At 72.1% G+C, this 15333-nt stretch carries 15 protein-coding genes; 3 read left to right on the top strand and 12 right to left on the bottom strand.

Annotated features, from left to right (window positions below; genetic code table 11):
* On the top strand, nt 1-546 hold a 546-nt coding region (locus DI269_RS18025; RefSeq protein ID WP_157975072.1), incomplete at its 5' end, for a hypothetical protein.
* Between the two features lie 3 nt (nt 547-549).
* Here DI269_RS18025 and DI269_RS18020 read toward each other — a convergent pair.
* Nucleotides 550-1047 (bottom strand): Lrp/AsnC family transcriptional regulator, encoded by a 498-nt coding sequence (locus tag DI269_RS18020; RefSeq protein ID WP_112138374.1) that lies wholly within the window; start codon nt 1045-1047, stop codon nt 550-552.
* Nucleotides 1048-1145: 98 nt separating this feature from the next.
* Between DI269_RS18020 and DI269_RS18015 the strand changes: the two genes are divergently transcribed.
* The gene (locus DI269_RS18015) at nt 1146-2354 is read left to right on the top strand and encodes a trans-sulfuration enzyme family protein (RefSeq protein WP_112138372.1); all 1209 of its coding nucleotides are present in this window, start codon (nt 1146-1148) and stop codon (nt 2352-2354) included.
* Here the strand turns inward: DI269_RS18015 and DI269_RS18010 are convergent, their stop codons facing one another.
* The 10 genes from DI269_RS18010 to urtA all read right to left on the bottom strand — a co-directional run bounded on the left by DI269_RS18010 (nt 2355) and on the right by urtA (nt 14312).
* On the bottom strand, nt 2355-3107 hold the full coding sequence (locus tag DI269_RS18010) for a maleylpyruvate isomerase family mycothiol-dependent enzyme (RefSeq protein WP_112138370.1): 753 nt from the start codon (nt 3105-3107) through the stop codon (nt 2355-2357). It abuts the gene before it with no gap.
* Nucleotides 3108-3142: 35 nt separating this feature from the next.
* A complete protein-coding gene (locus tag DI269_RS18005) occupies nt 3143-3502 on the bottom strand; it encodes an effector-associated constant component EACC1 (RefSeq protein WP_112138368.1) in 360 nt (119 codons plus the stop codon).
* 54 nt (nt 3503-3556) lie between these two features.
* Nucleotides 3557-5227: an allophanate hydrolase gene (gene atzF, locus DI269_RS18000; protein WP_112138366.1), complete on the bottom strand. Its 1671-nt coding sequence runs from the start codon at nt 5225-5227 to the stop codon at nt 3557-3559.
* A 29-nt stretch (nt 5228-5256) separates the two neighbouring features.
* Nucleotides 5257-8829 (bottom strand): urea carboxylase, encoded by a 3573-nt coding sequence (gene uca / locus DI269_RS17995; RefSeq protein WP_112138364.1) that lies wholly within the window; start codon nt 8827-8829, stop codon nt 5257-5259.
* 19 nt (nt 8830-8848) lie between these two features.
* The gene (locus tag DI269_RS17990; RefSeq protein ID WP_112138362.1) at nt 8849-9559 is read right to left on the bottom strand and encodes a GntR family transcriptional regulator; all 711 of its coding nucleotides are present in this window, start codon (nt 9557-9559) and stop codon (nt 8849-8851) included.
* Nucleotides 9556-10248 (bottom strand): urea ABC transporter ATP-binding subunit UrtE, encoded by a 693-nt coding sequence (gene urtE / locus DI269_RS17985; protein WP_112138361.1) that lies wholly within the window; start codon nt 10246-10248, stop codon nt 9556-9558. The genes DI269_RS17990 and urtE overlap by 4 nt, the downstream gene beginning before the upstream one ends.
* On the bottom strand, nt 10232-10990 hold the full coding sequence (gene urtD, locus DI269_RS17980; protein WP_112138360.1) for an urea ABC transporter ATP-binding protein UrtD: 759 nt from the start codon (nt 10988-10990) through the stop codon (nt 10232-10234). The genes urtE and urtD overlap by 17 nt, the downstream gene beginning before the upstream one ends.
* Entirely contained in the window at nt 10987-12063 is a 1077-nt protein-coding gene (gene urtC / locus DI269_RS17975; RefSeq protein ID WP_232822798.1) for an urea ABC transporter permease subunit UrtC, read from the bottom strand. Before urtC ends, urtD begins: the two co-directional genes overlap by 4 nt.
* Nucleotides 12064-12126: 63 nt before the next feature.
* The gene (urtB, locus tag DI269_RS17970) at nt 12127-13011 is read right to left on the bottom strand and encodes an urea ABC transporter permease subunit UrtB (protein ID WP_112138358.1); all 885 of its coding nucleotides are present in this window, start codon (nt 13009-13011) and stop codon (nt 12127-12129) included.
* A gap of 29 nt (nt 13012-13040) precedes the next feature.
* On the bottom strand, nt 13041-14312 hold the full coding sequence (gene urtA / locus DI269_RS17965; RefSeq protein WP_112138356.1) for an urea ABC transporter substrate-binding protein: 1272 nt from the start codon (nt 14310-14312) through the stop codon (nt 13041-13043).
* Nucleotides 14313-14652: 340 nt separating this feature from the next.
* Here urtA and DI269_RS17960 point away from each other — a divergent pair, with 340 nt between their 5' ends.
* Nucleotides 14653-15117: a hypothetical protein gene (locus DI269_RS17960; RefSeq protein ID WP_112138354.1), complete on the top strand. Its 465-nt coding sequence runs from the start codon at nt 14653-14655 to the stop codon at nt 15115-15117.
* A 45-nt stretch (nt 15118-15162) separates the two neighbouring features.
* Here DI269_RS17960 and DI269_RS28790 read toward each other — a convergent pair.
* Nucleotides 15163-15333, bottom strand: a 171-nt coding sequence (locus DI269_RS28790) for a response regulator transcription factor (protein ID WP_157975071.1), incomplete at its 5' end; no start/stop codon positions are given.

The following is a 15333-nucleotide window of genomic DNA, read 5'->3' as shown; positions in this document are numbered from 1 at the left end:
TCCCGGCGCGAAGCGGCCGCGGACGCGCCACCGCCGCGCACGCGGGCGGACCTGGTCATCGCCGCGGCCGGCACCGCCGCGGCGGCGATCGCGGCCTTCGCCGTCTGGTCCGCGACCCTCGCCGGGCTCCCCGAGCTCGACAGCGCCGACGCGCAGGCGGCGATGCGGGACGCCCTCGCCGAGACCCTGGCGGGCATGGACGGCCCGCCCGAGTACACGGCGGTCGCCGTCGAGCCCGAGCCCTGCGGCCCCGAGGGCATGCTCGACGAGGTCCTGTTCCGGGAGTACTCCCTGATCTGGGTCCTCGACAGCGGAACCGAAGCGCCCCAGGCGTTCTACGAGGCGAACAAGGACGACCTGCTCGACCGCTGGACCGGGCTCGGCTACGAGGCCGAGGAGACCGCGGACGGGCCGTGGGGCAACCCCGCCGTCCAGGCCGTGCGCCCCGACGGCGTCGAACTCTCCTTCAACATCAGCGACCACCCCGGCCACAGCGGCGAGGCCGTCCTCACCGCCTCCAGCGGCTGCGTCGAGGACGTCGGCTGAACCTCAGGCCGGCAGGAGGCCGCGGCCGTCGCGGACTTCGAACACGAGCTGGGTCTCGGTCTGGCGGACCATGGGGTGGACGGTGACGTGCTCCAGGATGAGGTCGCGCAGGGCCTCGGGGCCGGCGACGGCCACGTGCAGGAGGAAGTCGTCGTCGCCGCCGACGTGGAAGACCGTCAGGACGCCGGGCAGGCCGGTGAGCCGGTCGTAGAGGTGGTGGACGAGCTCGCGGCTGTGACTGCCCAAGCGCACCTTGATGATCGCGTGGAGCGGGCGGCCCAGGGCCTCGGGGCTGAGGTGGGCGCGGATGCCGGTGAGGACGCCCGATTCGCGCAGGGCGCGGACGCGGTAGGCGCAGGTCGACTCCGCCACGCCTGCACGGGAGGCGAGGGCGGCGTTGGTCATGCGCCCGTCCTCGACGAGCGCGGCCAGGATCGCCAGGTCGGTGCCGTCCAGTGCCGCCTGGGGCTGTTGCGTTTTCTTCGGCTGCTCCCCCGCCATGCCATCCCCTCTTGCTGAATCCACACCGGTATCGGCCCTTGCCGCGGGTTTCTGCGGCAAGTATTGCAGCAGGTTGTGGATCTGCCTACAGTCTGGGCATGACTTCGCCGTGGCTGCAAACCGATACGATCGCCGTCCACGCCGGCCGCGAGGACCTCGCCGGGCTCGGCGTCCACGCCCTCCCGATCGACCTCTCCTCCACGAACCCGCTGCCGGACATCGAGGCCGGGGGCCTGTCGTACGAGGCGATGGCGAACGGCGGCACCCCGACGCCTGAGGGCGGCTCGGTGTACGCGCGGCTGTGGAACCCGACGGTGGCGCGGTTCGAGTCGGCGCTCGCGGAGCTGGAGCACGCCGAGGCGGCGGTGGCGTTCGCCTCGGGCATGGCGGCGATGACCGCGGCGATCCTGGCCGCGACGTCGGGCACGGGGCGCCGGCACGTGCTGGCGGTGCGGCCCCTGTACGGCGGGACCGACCACCTGTTGTCGACGGGCCTGCTGGGGACGGAGACGACGTACTGCACCGCGGCCGAGGTCGCCGCGGCGGTGCGGCCGGACACGGCGATGGTGGTGCTGGAGACGCCCGCGAACCCGACCCTGGACCTGGTCGACATCCGCGCGGTGGTCACGGCCGCGCGGGGCGTCCCGGTCCTGGTCGACAACACGTTCGCGACGCCGATCCTCCAGAACCCGATCGACTTCGGGGCCGCGATGGTCCTGCACTCCGCGACGAAGTACCTGGGCGGGCACGGCGACGTGGTCGCCGGCGTCATCGCCTGCAGCGAGGAGACGGCGGCCGCGCTGCGGCGGGTCCGGGCCGTCACCGGCGGCCTGCTCCACCCGCTCGGCGCCTACCTGCTCCACAGGGGACTGACGACGCTGCCGATCCGAGTGCGCGCCCAGCAGGCCGGGGCGCAGCGGATCGCCGCATGGCTCCAGACGCATCCGGCCGTCGCGCGCGTGCACTACCCGGGGATCGCGGGCGACCCGCAGGGACTGCTCGGCACCCAGATGCGCGGCACCGGCGCGATGATCGCCGTCGACCTGCGCGGCGGCTACGAGCAGGCCCGGCAGGTCACCTCGGCGGTCGGGCTGTTCACGCACGCGGTGTCACTGGGCGGCGTCGACTCGCTCATCCAGCACCCTGCGGCGCTGACGCACCGGCCCGTCGCCGGCAGCGCCAAGCCCGCGGCCAGCATCGTCAGGCTCTCGATCGGCCTCGAAGCCCCCGACGACCTGATCGCCGACCTCGACCGGGCCCTGGCCGCACACCGGCCGGTCGCCGCGGTCGAGGTCCTCCAGGCGTAGTTACTGGGCGAAGGTCTCGACCAGGTCGTAGAGCGCTTCGACTGCGGCGCGGTCGCCTTCGACGGCGAGCGCGTCGACCGGCAGGCGCCGCCACAGCCACAGCAGGACGTCCCCAGGGGAGCCCGCGACGACACCGGTCGCACCGGCGGTGATGCCGTCGGCGACGTCGATCCCGGTGACGCTGACGATCACGGTCCACTCCTGCTCCCCCGCCCGCAGGCCCACCTCCAGGCCGAGGTTCGCGGCGATGTCGTCGGCGACCCAGTCGCGGTAGGCGCGCGAGCCCCACGAGAGCATGACCATGAGCATCTCGTCGATGCCGTCCAGGGCCAGGGCCGCATCGACCTCGCCGATCGGCTGCCCTGCGACGAGTTCGGCGTCGGCGCGGTGGACGAGGGTCTCCTGGGCCATGCGGCGGATCCAGAACCCGACGGTCTGGTCGGGGCCGTACCAGGTGTGGGCCAGGCTCTCGGGGCCCCGGTCGTCGAACTCGCCGAGCAGCTCGGCCAGCGAGGCGTCGAACCGCTCGACCGGGGTGCCGGTGCGCTCGATCCGGTCGGCCTCGGCGGGTTCGCGGAACAGGCGCATCGACTGGAGCTTGTGGTCGTAGACCTCGGTGACGTGGTCGAGCAGGTCGGTGGCGGTCCACTCGGGACAGCTCGGCACCTTCGCATCGGGCGCGGCTGCAACGGCGGCGGCCCGGAACCGGGCGGCGTCGGCGATCAGGTGGGCTTGGAGGTCAGGGAATTCCATGCCGGAATCCTCGCACGGCCGTGCGACGCCGGCCCTCACTCCTCGTCGGGTTCGGCGAACCGGTCGAGGATCTCGCGGGTGTAGTCCTCGGCCCGCTTCGCCTTGCCGGTCACCACTTCGATCTCGACGTCGCCTTTCCTGACCTTGATGCGGGTCGGCCGCAGGCGCGCGTGGAGCCACACCCCGATGGTCGACGCGACGGCGGTCAGCAGCGCCTCGTTCGTCACGATCGCGGTGAGCGTGTCGGCAAGAGCGCCCAGCTCGCCCGGCGCGGGCTCGGTCTCGGCCAGCGCGAGCCCGGCCGACCGCAGATCGGGCTCGCGCCGCAGCATCGCGAGGAGCTGCCGGACCTCGTCCGGCTCACCGGAGACGGCGAGAACGTCGGCGTCGGGCATGTCCACGGTCCTTTCGCAGGGGGCGAACGCGAACCGACCGATCGTAGTACGGATTCAGCCCGCGCGGTGGGCCCGCCAGCCTCCCTTGGCGGTGATGTCCTCGCCTGCGGGTTCGTTGGCGACGAAGCCGGTGGCCCAGGTGCCGTCGGCGAGTTCGACCTTGCCGAGGGTCATGGGGGCGGGGAGGGCGGTGAGGAATTCGCCGAGGGCGGCGGGGCTGAGGAGCCAGCGCTCGCCAGGGAGGCTCGCGCCGTCGCCGGTGCGGACGACCAGGGGTTTCGGCGGCTGGGTGTCGAGTTCGTACATGCGGTAGGCGGGGGCGGTGGCTACCTCGCCGGCGAAGCGGGCGCCGAGGGCGGTGAGCTGGTGGTTGAGGGGCATGCCGGTGAGGTGGGCGCCGAAGACGACGAGCTCGGTCCCGGCCGGGGCGTACAGAGGCGCGTCAACGGCTTGGAAGCGGGCGGCGAGGTCGAGGGCGACCTGGTCGTGGAAGGCCGGGACGATGACGCTGGTGCCGAAGCCCTTGGTGCCGGCCGTGCCGGAGGGGACGGCGACGGCGGCCATGTCGAGGAGGTTCACGAAGTTCGTGTAGACGCCCATCGCCGCGTTGACGGCGATCGGGTCGGCCTGGACGTCGGCGATCGTCGGGTGGAGGGGCGTGGTCGGGAGCAGGAGGGCGTCGAAGCCGTCGAGGATGTCGGCGGCCTGGAGGCGGGCGGCGCGCAGGCGCTGCTGGTCGGCCACGAGGTCGGCGCCGCTGAACTTGTCGGCGCCCCTGACGATCTCGGCCACGGTGGGGTCGGCGTCGCCGGGCCAGGCGTCGATGTGGGCGCCGAAGGCGGCGTAGCGCTCGGCGATGAGGGCGCCTTCGTAGAGCAGGAGTGCGGCGTCGAGCAGCGGCTGCACGTCGATGGGGACGAGTTCGACGCCGGCCGCGGCGAAGCGCGCCAGGGACTCCTCCCACAGGGGACGGAAGTCCGGGTCGAGCGCGGCGAGGTTGGCGTCCAAAGGGATCGCGGCCCGCGCTGCGGGCGGGGCGGCGAGCGGGACGTCCGCGGGCCAGGGGCGGGAGGCGGGGTCGAGGTCGCTCGGGCCGGTCATGATCCGCATCGTCTGCGCCGCGAGCTCCAGGTCGGGGGCGAAGACGGTGAGGCAGTCGTAGGAGGGGCAGGCCGGGACGACGCCGTCGACGGGGACGAGGCCGAGGCTGGCCTTGATCCCGACGACGCCGTTGAGGGCGGCCGGGACCCGGCCGGACCCGGCGGTGTCGGTGCCGAGGGCGAAGTCGGCGATGCCGAGGGCGACGGCGACGGCCGAGCCGGAGGAGGAGCCGCCGGAGATGCGGGCGGGGTCGCCTGCGGCGCGGACGGGACCGTGCGGGGAGCGGGTGCCGACCAGGCCGGTGGCGAACTGGTCGAGGTTGGTCTTGCCCAGGCAGATCGCCCCGGCCGCGCGCAGGCGCAGGACCGCGGTGGCGTCCTGGATCGGCGTGTACGCGAAGGACGGGCAGGCCGCGGTCGTGGGCAGGCCGGCGACGTCGATGTTGTCCTTGGCGGCGAAGACCGTCCCGGCGAGGGGCAGTCGGTACCCGGCGTCGACGCGTTCCTGGACGGTGGCGGCCTCGGCCAGGACGTCGGCCTCGTCGCGCAGCGCGATCCAGACCTCGGGCCGGTCGGCCTCGGCGATGCGGGCGTAGGCGGCCGCGACTCGTGCGGTGGTGTTCACTCGGTCCCCTGTCTTGTTGTCCGTGTTGCCTATCGGATGACCAGCAGCGGCGCGCCCGGCGCGGCCTGGTCGCCCGGCGCGGCGAGCACGCGCGTCACGGTACCGGACACGGTGCAGGCCACGGGCATCTCCAGTTTCATCGCTTCGAGGACCACGACGGTGTCCCCGGCGGTGACGGTGTCGCCTTCGGCGACGTTGACGCGCCACACGCTCGCGGCCATCGGGGCCTCGATGAGCGTCTCGCCGTCGGCGAGCTCGACGGCGCTCCCGTTGCCGGGGGCCGGTTCGGTGTGGTCGCGGTCGAACTCCCCCGCGTCGGCCCAGCGCTGCCGCTCGGCTTCGAACGCCGCGGCCTGGCGGCTGCGGAACGATTCGATGGAGCCGGCGTTGTCGGCGAGGAGGCGCCGGTAGTCGGCGTACGCGAACGTCCCTTCGCGGATGTCGATCTCGGTGCGCCCGGCGGCGAGGTCGCGGCGGGTCTCGGCGAGCTCCTCCTCGGAGACGCGCTCGAAGACGACGCGGTCGAAGAACCGCAGGAGCCAGGGCAGACCGTCCTTGAAGGACCCGAGGTCGCGCAGGCCGGCCCAGATGGGGGCGGTGCGGCCGACGAGCTGGTAGCCGCCCGGGGAGTCCATGCCGTAGATGCACATGTAGGAGCCGCCGATGCCGACGGTGCCTTCGGCGGTCCAGGTGCGGGCCGGGTTGTACTTGGTGGTGACCAGGCGGTGGCGCGGGTCGACCGGGACGGCGGCGGGCGCGCCGAGGTAGACGTCCCCGAGGCCGAGGACGAGCCATTCGGCGGCGGTGGCGATGTTCGCGACGTCCTCGATGGAGTCGAGGCCGTTGATGCGGCGGATGAACTCGATGTTGGACGGGTTGAACAGGGCGTCGTCGCGCACGTTGGTGGAGTACCGGGCGATGGCCTCGTCGACCACGGAGTCGTTCCAGGAGATCGGCATCCGGACCTCGCGGGAGGGCACGACCATGTCGCCGGTGTCGGGCAGGTCCGCTTCGAGCTCGGTGAGCAGGCCGGTGAGGGTGCGGATGGGGAGCACGTCGGGGTCGACGTGGAGGTGGAGGGACCGCACGCCCGGGGTGGTGTCGATGAGCCCGGCCGGGTCCGCTTCGGCGAGGGCGTCCATGAGGGCGCCGACGCGCATGCGCAGCGCCAGGTCGAGGTGCATGGGCCCGTATTCGAGGAGGATCGCGTCGTCGCCGGCGCGCCGGTAGGCGACCGCGGGGCGGTCCTCGTCGGCCTCGATCGCGGCGAGGGTGGCCTCGTCGCGGGCGGCGTTCGGCAGCGGGACGGGAACGGCGACGGGCTTTGCCCGCAGGCGGTCCGCTTCCTCTTCGGCGACGGGCAGGAAGCGGACGGAGTCGCCGGGGCGCAGCTGCCCGAGCTTCCACCGGTCGGAGGTGGTGACGGTGAACGGGCACGCGAACCCGCCGAGGCTGGGCCCGTCGGGGCCCAGCAGCGCGGGCGTGTCGCCGGTGAAGTTCACGGTGCCGACCGAGTACGGGTTGTCGTGCAGGTTGGACGGGTGGAGCCCGGCCTCGCCGCCGTCGGTGCGGGCCCACTTCGGGCGCGGCCCGTCGAGGCGGACGCCCGAGCGCCCGGCGTGGACCTGCACGGACCAGTCGGCCTCGTAGATCCGCTCCATGTCCTCGAACGTGAAGTAGTGCGGGGCCGGCTGCGGGCCGGGGGTGACGGCGAGGGTCCACTCGTGGCCGAACGTCGGGCGGTCCTCAAGAGGCACGGGGCCGGGGACGGCGGCGCCGACCGGTTCGGCCGGGAGGAGGCGGTCGCCGATGCGCAACTGGTCGCCGGTGTAGCCGCCGATGCGCCCGGGCGGGAACGTCGAGGCCGAGCCGAGGAACGTCGGGACGTCAAGGCCGCCTTGGAAGAGCACGTAGGTGCGGGCGCCCGCGTCGGCGATCTGGCCGACCGCGAGTTCGCCGCCCGCGGGGACGCGGATCGGGACCCACTGCTCGACCGGTTCGCCGTCGAGCGTGACCGGGGCGGGCGCGCCCGTGACGCACACCGTGAGCGGCACGCCGAAACGCAGCGTCGGTCCGGCGATCGTGCATTCGAGGCCGGGGACGCCCTCGTCGTTGCCGAGGGCCCGGTTGCCGAGCCGGAACGACAGGTCGTCCATCGGCCCCGACGGCGGCACCCCGACCTGCCAGTGGCCGATGCGGCCCGGGAAGTCCTGCACCGTGGTCAGGACCCCGGCCGCGATGACGTCGATGCGCGGGGAGGTGTCCTTGATGGACGCGACCGTGCCGGTGTGGTGATGGACGGCGAGCACGCGCGCGTCCACGGCGGCGGCGCGCAGCTGCCCGAGGTTGGTGTGGACGCCTTCGATGCGGGTCTCGCCCAAGGCGTCCGCAAGCGCGGCCCAGGCCTTGGCGCGGGTCGCGCCGGTGGTGATGACCTTGGCGAGCATCGGGTCGTAGGTGGCGGGGACTTCGAGGCCGCGTTCAATCCACGTGTCGACGCGGGCGGACTCGGGGAGGTCGACGCAGGTGAGGAGCCCGGCGCTGGGGAGGTGGTCGCGGGCGGGGTCCTCGGCGTAGACGCGGGCCTCGACGGCCGCGCCGGTGACGGCGGGCCCGGAGTCGGGGAGGCCGTCGAGGAACGCGGTGTCCCCGGCGGCGGCGCGGATCATCCACTCCACCAGGTCGATCCCGAGGATCGCCTCGGTGACGGGGTGCTCGACCTGGAGGCGGGTGTTGAACTCCAGGAAGGACGCCTCCTCGCGGTCGGCGTCGTAGATGAACTCGACGGTGCCCGCGGAGCGGTACTGCGCGGAGGCGGCCAGCGCGCGGGCCGCGGCGTGCATGCCTTCGCGCACGGCGTCGGGCAGGCCCGGGGCGGGGGCCTCCTCGATGACCTTCTGGTGGCGGCGCTGGAGGGTGCAGTCGCGGTCGGCGAGGGAGACGACGCGGCCGTCGCCGTCGCCGAAGACCTGGACCTCGACGTGCCGGGCGTGCAATACATAGCGTTCGAGATATACCGAGTCATCGCCGAAGTTGTCGGCGGCCAGGCGCTTCACGGACGCGAACACCTCGGCCAGCGCGGCCGGGTCCTCGGCGACGCGCATCCCGATGCCGCCGCCGCCCGCGGAGGCCTTGACGATCACGGGGTAGCCGATCGCCTCGGCCGCGGCGACGGCTTCCTCGGCGGTGTCGAGGGCACTGGTGCCGGCGGCGAGGGGGACGCCGGCGAGCGTGGCGGCCTCGCGGGCGGTGACCTTGTCGCCGAACTGCTCCAGCTGCTCGGGGGTGGGGCCGATGAACACGAGCCCGGCTTCGGCGACGCGGCGCGCGAACTCGGCGTTCTCGGCGAGGAACCCGTACCCGGGGTGGACGGCCTGCGCGCCGGTGTCCTTGGCGGCGGAGAGGATCGCGTCGACGTTGAGGTAGGACTCGGCGGGGGCGGCCGGGCCCACGCACACCGCCTCGTCGGCCTCGCGCACGTGCAGGGACGCGGCGTCGGCCTCGGAGTAGACGGCCACGGTGGCGATCCCGAGCCGGTGGGCGGTCCGGGTGATCCGCCGGGAGATCTCCCCGCGGTTGGCGATGAGGATGCGCTCGAACATGGGTCTCGCTCTCAAGGGATCAGGGGCGGACGGCGTTCGCCAGGTGGGCCCAGGTCAGGGCCGCCTCGGCGCGGCCGACCACGATGGACCGGGACGTCTCGATGTGGCGGGTCAGGATCGCCGTGGCCTCGCCGTAGCGGCCGTCGAGGGCGCCTTCGGCGATCGCGATGTGCTCGGCGATGGTCGACTCCATGCGCTCGGCCGTGAAGTAGTCGAACATGCGGGCGGGCCGGATCTTGTTGTTGACGACCTTGAGGGCCTCGGCGAGTTGCGGGTTGCCGGAGGCGGCCAGGAGCGTCAGGTGGTAGCGCTCGTCGGACTCGACGAACCCGGCGTCGGGGCCGGGCGGGGCGTCGCGCAGGCGGTACCAGCGGTCGAGCTCGGGGCCGAGGAGGTCGGGGTCGTGCTTGACGTCCGGGTCGGCCTCGGCGCGGGAGAGGCCGCGCAGTTCGAGGGTCAGGCGGACCTCGTAGAGGTCGTTGAGCTGGTCGATGCGGGGCCGGTACGGGTAGAGGCCGTCGACCTCGCGGGAGACGAGGCCGTCGGCGGAGAGGCGGCTGAGTGCCTCGCGCACGGGCGTGCGCGAGACCCCGTAGTTCCCGGCCAGGCGCTCCTCGCCGAGGCGCTTGCCGGGCTCGTACCTGCCGGACATGAGGTCGGCGCGCAGGGCGACGTAGACGCGGGCCGCGAGGGGCCCTTCGGTCTCCGGTAGGGGGGAGAATCCGCTCATATTGCCATCGCCTCTCTGACTCTGGTCTCGGCTTCCGTGCCAGTGGGCCCTTCGGAGGCGACGCGGCCGGAGCGCAGGACGTAGTAGCGGCTCGCGGCCTGGAGCGCGAAGCCGAGGTGCTGTTCCACCAGCAGGACCGACAGGCCGCCGCGTTTGGCGAGGTCGACCACGGTGGACTCGATCTCGGCGACGACGTTGGGCTGGATGCCCTCGGTGGGTTCGTCGAGGATGAGCAGGCGCGGCTCGGTGATGAGGGCGCGGGCGATGGCGAGCTGCTGGCGCTGGCCGCCCGACAGCAGTCCGGCCTGGCGGCCGAGGAGGCTGCGGAGGGCGGGGAACAGGTCGAGCTGCTCGTCGATGAGGGCCCTGCCGCGCTTGCGGCCGTCGGCGACCAGGCGGAGGTTCTCCCCCGCCGTCAGGTGCGCGAAGCATTGCTGGCCTTGGGGGACGTACGCCATGCCGGCTTTGACGCGCTTGTTGGTGGGCCGGCGGGTCACGTCGGCACCGTCGAACTCGACGGTGCCGCCCATGGCGGGGATGAGGCCGACGACGGCGCGCAGGAGGGTGGTCTTCCCGGCCCCGTTGTGGCCCATGACGGAGACGACCTCGTCGGCGCCGATGTCGAGGTCGATGCCGTGGACGACGGCCGAGCGGCCGTAGCCGCAGGTGAGGTCACGCAGTCGCAGCATCGGCGGCCTCCTTCGTCGCGGTGCCGAGGTAGACCTCCTGGACGCGGGCGTCGCCGGAGACGTCGTCGACCGAGCCGGAGGCGAGGACGGCCCCGGCGTGGAGGACGGTGACGCGGGAGGCGAAGGCGCGCATGAAGTCCATGTCGTGCTCGACCACGGCGACGGCGCGGTCGGCGGCGATGTCGTGGAGGAGCAGGCCGGTGGTCTCGCGCTCGTCGTGGCCCATGCCGGCGATGGGCTCGTCGAGCAGGAGCACGTCGGCGTCGCCGACGAGGAGCATCCCGATCTCCAGCCACTGCTTCTGGCCGTGGGCGAGGACGCCCGCGGGGGTCTCGGCCTGGTCCTTGAGGCCGATGCGCTCCATGGTGTCGACGACGATCTGCGGCAGGTGCCTGCGGCGGCGCAGAAGCGTCCACGGGGAGCGTCCAGCGCCGGCGGCGATGTCGAGGTTCTGGGCGACGGTGAGGTTCTCGAAGACGGTGGCGGTCTGGAAGGTGCGGCCGATGCCCTTGCGGGCGATGTGGTGGACCTTCTTGCCGCGCAGCTCCTCGCCGTCCTTGACGACCGAGCCGGAGTACTTGGCGAGGCCGGTGATGGCGTCGACGAGGGTGGTCTTCCCGGCGCCGTTGGGGCCGATGAGGAAGTGGACCTCCCCTCGGGCGAGTTCGAGGTCGACGCCGGCGACGGCTTTGAACCCGTCGAAGTCGACTTCGATGTTCTTGCAGGTCAGTGCGACGCTCATGCTGCGGCCTCCACGGGGGTGCGCTTGGTCTGGAACCTCTTGGCGACGCTCGCGATCGAGGCGATGCCGCCGGGGAGCAGGGCGATGACGAGGATGAACAGGAGCCCCTGCGCGTAGGTCCACGCCGAGGGGAACTGCTCGGAGAGGGCGGTTTGGGCCCAGGCGACCGCGAGGGCGCCGACGACGGGGCCGACGAGGCTGGCGCGGCCGCCGATGGCGACGCCGAGGATGAACATGATCGAGGGGACGATCCCGATGCTCGCCGGGGAGATGATCCCGACGATCGGCACGAACACCGCACCGGCAATTGAGGCGAAGAGCGCGGCGACGGCGTAGGCGACGACCTTGACGTTCGCGGCGTCGTAGCCGAGGAAGCGCACGCGCTCTTCGGCGTCGCGGACGGCGACGAGGAGTTCGCCGTAGCGCGAGCGGCGCAGTTGGAGCGAGACGGCGACGACGACGAGGAGGACCCCGGCGACGATGAAGTAGAGCATCTGCTGGTTGACCGGGTCGTCGAGGTTGTACCCGAAGAAGTACCGGAAGCGGCTGAGGCCGTTGAACCCGCCGAGGGACTGCTGCCCGATGAGGAGGATCGCGAAGGCCCCGGCGAGGGCCTGGGAGAGGATCGCGAAGTAGGCGCCCTTGACGCGGCGCTTGAACACCGCGAGGCCCAGGAGCACCGCGAACGCGGTCGGGAGGATGAGGATCGCCGCGATCGTGAACCCCGCGGAGGAGAACGGGGTCCAGTAGGCGGGGAGTTCGCGGATGCCCGCGAGCTCCATGAAGTCGGGGACGGCGCCGGGACCGTTGCGGAACTCGGCGTCGGCCATCTTCAGGTGCATGGCCATCAGATAGGCGCCCATGCCGAAGAAGACGCCCTGCCCGAGGGTGAGCATCCCGCCGCGGCCCCAGGCGAGGCCGATGCCGACGGCGACGATCGCGTAGCACAGGAACTGGGCGAGCAGACCGAGCCGGAACCCGGTCATGACCAGCGGAGCGAGTCCGAACAGGACGAGCGCGGCGGCGGCGAACCCGGTCCAGGTGCCGGCGCGGGTGCCGAAGAACTTAAACACAGCGTTTACTCCTGTTCGGGGAAGCGAGCGGAGCGAGCGGTGGGCGGGGTGACGGGTGCGGGGTCATGCCAGGCTCCGGGTTCGCAGCGTGAACAGGCCCTGCGGGCGCAGCTGGAGGAAGACGACGATCACGATGAACACGCCGACCTTGGCGAGCGACGCGGTCGAGTAGGTCTCGAACACCGCTTGCAGCGCACCGAGGGCGACCGCGGCGACCACCGCGCCCTTGATGCGGCCCAGGCCGCCCGCGACGACGACCAGGAACGCGTCGACGAGGTACGACTGGCCGGTGGTGGGGCTGGTGGACCCGATGAGCGTCAGGGCGACCCCCGCGACGCCGGCGAGGCCGGAGCCGATGAAGAACGTCCCGGCGTCCACGGTCCGCGAGGAGATCCCCGCGGTCTCGGCGAGGTCGCGGTTGCCGACCACGGCGCGGATGCGCCGCCCGGCCGGGGTGAACCGCAGGACCAGCGTCACCGCGGTGACCGCGACGATCGCGAGGGCCATGATGAACAGGCGGGTCTTGGGGACGGTGACGCCGAGCAGGTCGACGCCGCCGCGCAGGGCCTCGGGGACGGACACGTTCACCGCGGGCGCCCCGAAGACGTCGCGGGCGACCTGCTGGAGGATCAGGCCGACGCCGAAGGTGACCAGGAGCGTGTCGAGCGGGCGGTGGTAGAGGCGGCGGATGAGCAGGGCCTCCAGGACCAGGCCCATCACGCCGCCTACCAGGAATCCGATGGGGAGGGCGATCAGGAGGGAGGCCCCGGCGTCCCCGACGACCTGCTGGACGACGTACGCGGTGTAGCAGCCGGCCATGATGAACTCGCCGTGCGCCATGTTGATGACGCCCATCTGGCCGAAGGTGAGCGAGAGTCCCAAGGCGGCCAGCAGCAGGATCGAGCCGGTGCTGAGGCCGGTGAACAGCTGCCCTACGAGGAGGTCCACGGTGTCTCCTTCCTGATCGTCTGAGTCGGCTACTCGGTGACCGCGAGGTCGGCGGCCCAGTCGTAGCCTTCGAGGAACGGGTCGGGCTCGATGGGGCCGTCGGACTCCCAGACGGTGTAGAGCAGGCCGTCGGCGCTGATCTCGCCGATGCGGGCGGTCTTGGTGACGTGGTGGTTGTCGCCGTCGATGACGACCGTGCCTTCAGGGGAGTCGAAGGAGACGCCGTCGGCGTTGGCCTGGACGTCCTCGACCGCGAACGAGCCGGCCTTCTCGACGGTGGCGGCCCACAGGTACACGGAGTTGTAGGCGGCCTCCATCGGGTCGGAGGTGACCCGGTCGGCGCCGTACTCGGCCTTGAACGCCTCGACGAACGTGGTGTTGGCGGGCGAGTCGACGGTCTGGTAGTAGTTCCAGGCGGCGAGCTGGCCCTCGATGTTCTCGACGCCGATGCCGCCGACCTCTTCTTCGGCGATGGAGACGCTCATGACGGGCATGTCCTCGGCGGTGAGGCCGACGTTGGCGTACTCGCGGAAGAACGCGACGTTCGAGTCGCCGTTGAGGGTGTTGAACACGGCGTCGGCGTCGGCGGACTTGACCTGGTTGATGATCGTGGAGAACTCGGTGGAGCCGAGGGTCACGTAGTCCTCGCCGAGGACCTCGATGCCGTGGGCTTCGGCGTAGGCGTTGATGATCGCGTTCGCGGTGCGCGGGAAGACGTAGTCGGAGCCGACCAGGTAGATCGACTTGACGCCGGTCTCGGCGAGGTAGTCGAGCGCGGGGATGATCTGCTGGTTCGTGGTCGCGCCGGTGTAGAAGATGTTCTCGCTGGCTTCGAGGCCCTCGTACTGGACGGGGTAGTAGAGCAGCGAGTCGTTGTCCTCGAAGACCGGGAGCATGGCCTTGCGGGAGGCGGAGGTCCAGCCGCCGAAGACCGCGGCGACGCAGTCCTCGCGGATGAGCTTCTCGGCCTTCTCGGCGAACACGGTCGGCTCGGACGCGCCGTCCTCGGCGACGATCTCGACCTCCTTGCCCTGGACGCCGCCGGCGGCGTTGATCTCCTTGACGGCCAGCGCGATCGCGTCGCGGACGGTGGTCTCGGAGATGGCCATCGTGCCGGACAGGGAGTTGAGCGAGCCGACCTTGATCGTGTCGCCGGAGGTGTCCACGCAGGACTCGGTGGCCGCGGTCTCCTCGCCGGCGCGGGAGCCGCAGGCGGCGGTCGCGACGAGGCCGGCGATGGCGGCGGTGGCGGCGAAGGTGCGGGCGAGGTCTCGGGCTTTGGGCTTGAGGCGCAGTGGCATGTGCGGTTGACCTTTCGCAGAGGAGCGTCCCGGCTTCTGAGGGGGGCCGGGTCTGCAAGGAAGCGCCGCCGCAGGTCGCGGCGGTGTACGAGTGCGTATACAGCGTCGTATCCGCTCTGGGTACAAGCTATGGGCGCGATGTTTCACGGCCGTTCACGTCAAGCACAACCGCATGAACTCTCGTTGCCTGTAGGTAAAGAACCCCGCACAACGGAGGGCGCCGCCGGGGAGCTCCTCCCCCGGCAAGTTGTGGACCTGCTTGGCACGAAACCGGTATGAAAAGTCCTGCTCCTCGAACGTTCAGTAGTTGAACACCGACGCAACGAGAAGGAGCACCCCCATGCGCCGCCACCTGATCACCACCACCGCCGCCATCGCCGCGCTCGCGGGCCTCGCCGCCTGCGGGACCGCCGAAGGCGGCGAACCCGACCCGACTCCCACGACCTCCGCCAGCGCCTCCGCGAGTGCGTCGCCGACCGTCGCGGAGTCCACCTCGGAGCCCGGTGTCGACCCCCGCCTGGAGGTCCTCGTCGGCACCTGGGAGGCCGACTCCGACGAGGTCGGGCCCCACGGCTCGACCCTGACGATCAACGAGGACGGCACCGCCGAGCTCTCCTCGTTCGCCAACCAGCACGGCTCCTACGAGGGCGAGATCATCCTCGGCGACGCCGACCCGCACCGCTTCGAGGGCACCGAGCCCGAGACCGGCGACGACATCGTCCTGGAATTCGAGTTCGACGCCGAGGCCGACACCCTCGCGGTGACCTACCCCGAGGGCGAGACCTACGTCCACACCCGGGCCTGACGCCCGACCGCCTGACGCGCCCCGCGGCTTCGGCTGCGGGGCGCGTCAGGCGTTCTGGAGGTAGCGGGCGACCAGTTCGGTGCGGCCGGCCGTGCCGGTCTTGGCGAGCAGGCGGGACATGTGGACCTCGACGGTGCGCTCGGAGATCCCGAGCGCGGCGGCGATCTGCCGGTTCGTGGCGCCCTGCGCGGCGGCGCGGAGGACCTCGGTCTCGCG

Source organism: Glycomyces dulcitolivorans (assembly GCF_003265355.1).
GTDB lineage: Bacteria > Actinomycetota > Actinomycetes > Mycobacteriales > Micromonosporaceae > Glycomyces > Glycomyces dulcitolivorans.
This window is presented reverse-complemented; position numbering and strand designations above follow the sequence as displayed.

What these genes read in the sequence shown, in the direction of transcription:
- DI269_RS18020 (WP_112138374.1), bottom strand. Translation starts at nt 1,047, where the DNA reads ATGGCGGGGGAGCAGCCGAAGAAAACGCAACAGCCCCAGGCGGCACTG.
- DI269_RS18015 (WP_112138372.1), top strand. Translation starts at nt 1,146, where the DNA reads ATGACTTCGCCGTGGCTGCAAACCGATACGATCGCCGTCCACGCCGGC.
- DI269_RS18010 (WP_112138370.1), bottom strand. Translation starts at nt 3,107, where the DNA reads ATGGAATTCCCTGACCTCCAAGCCCACCTGATCGCCGACGCCGCCCGG.
- DI269_RS18005 (WP_112138368.1), bottom strand. Translation starts at nt 3,502, where the DNA reads ATGCCCGACGCCGACGTTCTCGCCGTCTCCGGTGAGCCGGACGAGGTC.
- uca (WP_112138364.1), bottom strand. Translation starts at nt 8,829, where the DNA reads ATGTTCGAGCGCATCCTCATCGCCAACCGCGGGGAGATCTCCCGGCGG.
- DI269_RS17990 (WP_112138362.1), bottom strand. Translation starts at nt 9,559, where the DNA reads ATGAGCGGATTCTCCCCCCTACCGGAGACCGAAGGGCCCCTCGCGGCC.
- urtE (WP_112138361.1), bottom strand. Translation starts at nt 10,248, where the DNA reads ATGCTGCGACTGCGTGACCTCACCTGCGGCTACGGCCGCTCGGCCGTC.
- urtD (WP_112138360.1), bottom strand. Translation starts at nt 10,990, where the DNA reads ATGAGCGTCGCACTGACCTGCAAGAACATCGAAGTCGACTTCGACGGG.
- urtA (WP_112138356.1), bottom strand. Translation starts at nt 14,312, where the DNA reads ATGCCACTGCGCCTCAAGCCCAAAGCCCGAGACCTCGCCCGCACCTTC.
- DI269_RS17960 (WP_112138354.1), top strand. Translation starts at nt 14,653, where the DNA reads ATGCGCCGCCACCTGATCACCACCACCGCCGCCATCGCCGCGCTCGCG.